Here is a 3,969-nt window from a genome sequence, read left to right as displayed (position 1 = left end):
GGTTTTGCAATGATGAGAGATGCGACAGGAGAGCGGCCGTGTCGCCAGCGCCGATCTTGTGAAACCGCGGCTTCTCCACTCCCCGGCAAGCGGGCGGCAACGAGCCATATCGATCGGCTGAGTTCGATCGCGATGATGATGACGTTCTCGTAGTCAATTGTATTCGAGGACATGATGGCTTCCTTCGCATGAGGTCGGACATCCGCCACTCTCGACGATCTCCGCCCTCATAGCATCTGCAACCACAGATCCACTTTCGTTCAGGTCGCAAAGATGCGCCTTCAGCGTGCGCGGGCAGTTTTTTGAATTCCCCGACGATGTGTGGCGTCCTGTGCCGGATGCTGCGGACGTGCGCTGACGTGCGAGAAGCCAAGCCTGTGCAGCAGTTTGCCGATATAGCGCGTGTCGTAGTCCACGCCAAAGCGATCCTTGGTGACGCACTTCAGATCGACGCGTCGCCAGCGCACGACGCCCTCAACAGCACGGTCCGGACCCCTTTTCGACGATTGCGGCCAGGTCGGCTTGCTGCTCGGGCGACAGACGCGACGGCCTTCGGGACCTGCCGCATTGAACCGGTGCACCCAGTCGCAGAGCGTCTGACGATCCATCCCGCCGATCCGCGCCGCATCGGCCTGGCTCATCCCGTCCAAAATCGCCCCGATCGACAACAGCCGGCTGCTCTGGCGCACATCCTTCGACATTCGCGCGAACCGCCGAAGCTCGCCAGCCGAATAGTCACCCCGCAACTTCAATGCTGATCCCATCGCCGACTCTCCTTCGGCAATATGGAACCACGGCCTCCAAACGCCCCAAAATCACGAAAGAGTCACCAACCAGGACCTTTGGTACCAGTGGTTATAACCAGCTCTATAAGGGTGGCGAAATTCGAGAAGCTGCCTGCCTGGCCCATCTGCGTCGCAAGATATTCGACGTTCACGACAGCCAGCCGACCGATGCGTTTTGTTCGCCGGTGCACATCGGTCACCGGACCTCCCTATGGCATACCATTCTGAAAACGCCGATGACAAGGTCTGCACGCGTGTTTGGCAGACCCAGATACACCTGGACCCGCCAGCAAGGCATAAACCGCAGCCGTAAGACCGCCAGAGTCTGGCATGGCGCAAAAACCTAGTAGTAGTGCAAACGGCATAACAGATAGCGCGCCGGACATAATCCGGTCCAGTTGCGAACACACTGTCCGCTGGCCTAGCAAAGATTGACAAACGTAGTGCACCCCAACGTGCGCGCCCGCATCGGGGTGCTGTGCTGGAAGCGCCCACTTAACCTAGGCCGGTCCGACGAGGAAAAGATAATGGTTTCCACGCAGTATAAATCTCGCGGCATTGATCAAGCTTTGGCGGACCTAGAAGTGTGTTACCACGCTGCTAATCCCAAGAGTCGTGGCTGCAGGGACTTGGCAAGGCGCGTTCTCCCCGGAGGCAATACCCGGGCTGTTCTTCACTACGACCCGTTCCCACTATTTATCGACAATGCGTCTGGAAGCCACGTTCGCGATGTTGATGGCCATGACTACATCGACTTCACCAATGACATGACCGCGGGGTTCTACGGCCACTCCAATCCAATTATTTTTGCAGCTATTAGGAAGGCTCTGGACAACGGGATCAGTTTCGGTGGTCCCCATAGTCATGAGGTCGCCTTGGCAGAAACCCTCTGCGGCCGTTTTTCCTCGATTGAACGGGTCCGGTTTTGCAATTCTGGAACCGAGGCCAACCTTGTGACGATGAGCCTTGCACGTGCTCTTACGGGACGTCCGCTTATCCTCGCATTCAAGGGTGGCTATCACGGCAGCCTGATGAGCTATACGAACATCAATGCTGGCCTGAATATCGACATCAACAACATGCGTTTTGCCGATTTCAACGATGCGGACGACGCGAGGCGCGCCTTAGTCACTGACAAGGACCGCATTGCTGCGATCATCGTCGAGCCGATGATGGGCAGCGGAGGCGGGATCCTTGCCGAGCGGAGCTTCCTCTTCGCCCTCCGCGAGCTGGCCGACGAATTCGGCGCGCTACTTATCTTTGACGAGGTTGTCACCGCACGCTTTTCACCTGGCGGCCTGCAGGACGTTTTCAAAGTGCGTCCCGATCTGACCTCGCTTGGGAAATCGCTGGGAGGTGGGCTTACCTTCGGTGCGTTTGGCGGACGCGCTGACCTCATCGACCGGATGGACCCGTCGAGTCAGAATGCGCTAATGCACAGCGGGACATTTAACAACAATGTTTTGACCATGATCGCCGGATACACCGGTCTGACCAAAGTGGCGACCGCGGAAGTGCTGATGGAAGTGAACGACCGCGGGGACTGCCTCCGTTCCAAGCTTCTTGAGATCTCCACCAGCCGTGGCGTTGCTTTTACGGTCACCGGTTACGGCTCTGTACTGTCGCTTCACTTCCAGGCGAAGGCGCCGGTGGATCCGTCGTCCGTGACAACGACCGCCGCACAGAGGAAGCTTTCCCACCGGGATATGCTGTTGCGCGGATTTTGCGTCCCCCGCCGAGGCACTATCAATCTCTCACTGGCCACGAGTGACGAAGAGTGTGAGGCTTTTGTCCACGCCTTCGCTGGATTTCTGGACGATCACCACCACCAGCTACCAGCAATCCTTTGATGCATTCAACTCGTGTATCTCGGGCGACTGAGAATAGTAGCGGAGGACGTCTCTCGCCGGACATAATGACTCAATGCCTTCCATAATGCTCGGATGCGCGCGGCATATGCCGTGGGATTCACACGACTGTCAACGCGCTTCGTCAGGCTTTGCCCTCCTATGCGATCCGTAAACCGCGTCGCACAGGCGAAGATTTTCGGTGATGCCGCCAAGGCTGCGGTTCAGGGCAGATGCAGCCCGTCATGGGTGCTGAAAACTTTTCCTACATGCTGGAAGCGTGCACGGCTGCGTTCATTTTCTCGGAAATGGCCCATCAGCGCCTCTTCACCACTCCGAGTTCGACTTCAAAGACAGCGCGATCCGCCATGGCATAGCTCTGTGGGTGAACTTAATTACTCAAGAATAGGCTGCTCAACCAAAACGATTCCAACATTCGAGCTGAACGATAACATCCCACAAGACAGCATAATCATTAGCGGCGTGACATGCCGGATAGAGGCGTTAAAGCTTTCTGCCATATACTACCCTCGATATTTCTAACCCTCACAGATTGAAGGAAACCTATTTGTCCACGCTACCATCTCATGCTCAAGTGATTATCGTCGGGGCAGGCGTCATCGGCGCTAGCGTCGCGTACCACCTAACCAAATACGGGTGCTCGGATGTAGTTTTGCTTGAGCGCAATGCTATCGGCAGCGGCACCACGTGGCACTCTGCAGCCAGCATGTCGGCTACCAGTGAAGTACCGGCCTTTGTCAGGAATTTCCGATATACACAAGACGAGATCAAGGTTATTGAAGAGATTTCTGGGCAAAATATTGGTCGCAAGACTATCGGACGGGTCGTTTTCTCTCATAGGGAAGACAGCATGGGGAGAATACGTCGCATCGCGGCGCACGGGCGAAGCGCAAATCTCGAGCTAGATGTGCTGTCACCCAAGGAAGTCTTGGAGTATCTTCCCATTGTATCACCGCAAGGTCTCATCGGCGGACTATGGAACCCGGATTCGTATCGCGTGGATCCAACCGGTTACACTGAAGCGATGATCCGCATCGCGAAGAGCCGCGGCGCCAAGGTATTGCTAAACAAACGGGTGACATCTATTGCGGTTGGCGACCGTGTTCGGTCTGTCACGACGCCGGATGGTACCATTACCTGTGAAACAGTCATCAACTGTGCAGGGATCTGGGCGCGGGAAATCGCGAAAATGGTGCAGCTCGACCTGCCGATTGTGGCCAATGAGCACTTCTTTGTGGTCACGAAAGCTATTGCCGATCTTCCGAACGACTTGCCGAGCTTTCGGTCAGGGGACGACTTGTTTTACGGGCGCGAGG

At 56.3% G+C, this 3,969-nt stretch carries 3 protein-coding genes and 1 pseudogene; 3 read left to right on the top strand and 1 reads right to left on the bottom strand.

Annotated features, from left to right (window positions below; translation table 11 throughout):
• Positions 1 to 281: 281 nt before the first annotated feature.
• Positions 282 to 764 carry a winged helix-turn-helix domain-containing protein gene (locus EOA38_RS30000; RefSeq protein ID WP_127300945.1) on the bottom strand — a complete coding sequence of 161 codons (483 nt, stop codon included), beginning with the start codon at positions 762 to 764 and terminating at the stop codon, positions 282 to 284.
• 89 nt (positions 765 to 853) lie between these two features.
• On the opposite strand from EOA38_RS30000, the pseudogene EOA38_RS29995 reads away from it, so the two are divergent.
• From EOA38_RS29995 to EOA38_RS29985, 3 genes and pseudogenes are all read left to right on the top strand, one after another.
• Positions 854 to 955 (top strand): annotated as a pseudogene (locus EOA38_RS29995) (transposase); the annotation flags it as partial.
• A gap of 357 nt (positions 956 to 1,312) precedes the next feature.
• Entirely contained in the window at positions 1,313 to 2,635 is a 1,323-nt protein-coding gene (locus EOA38_RS29990; protein ID WP_127300944.1) for an aminotransferase class III-fold pyridoxal phosphate-dependent enzyme, read from the top strand.
• 565 nt (positions 2,636 to 3,200) lie between these two features.
• A partial coding sequence (locus tag EOA38_RS29985) for an FAD-dependent oxidoreductase (protein ID WP_145966122.1) occupies positions 3,201 to 3,969 on the top strand: 769 nt, incomplete at its 3' end.

Source organism: Mesorhizobium sp. M1E.F.Ca.ET.041.01.1.1 (assembly GCF_003997355.1).
GTDB lineage: Bacteria > Pseudomonadota > Alphaproteobacteria > Rhizobiales > Rhizobiaceae > Mesorhizobium.
This window is presented reverse-complemented; position numbering and strand designations above follow the sequence as displayed.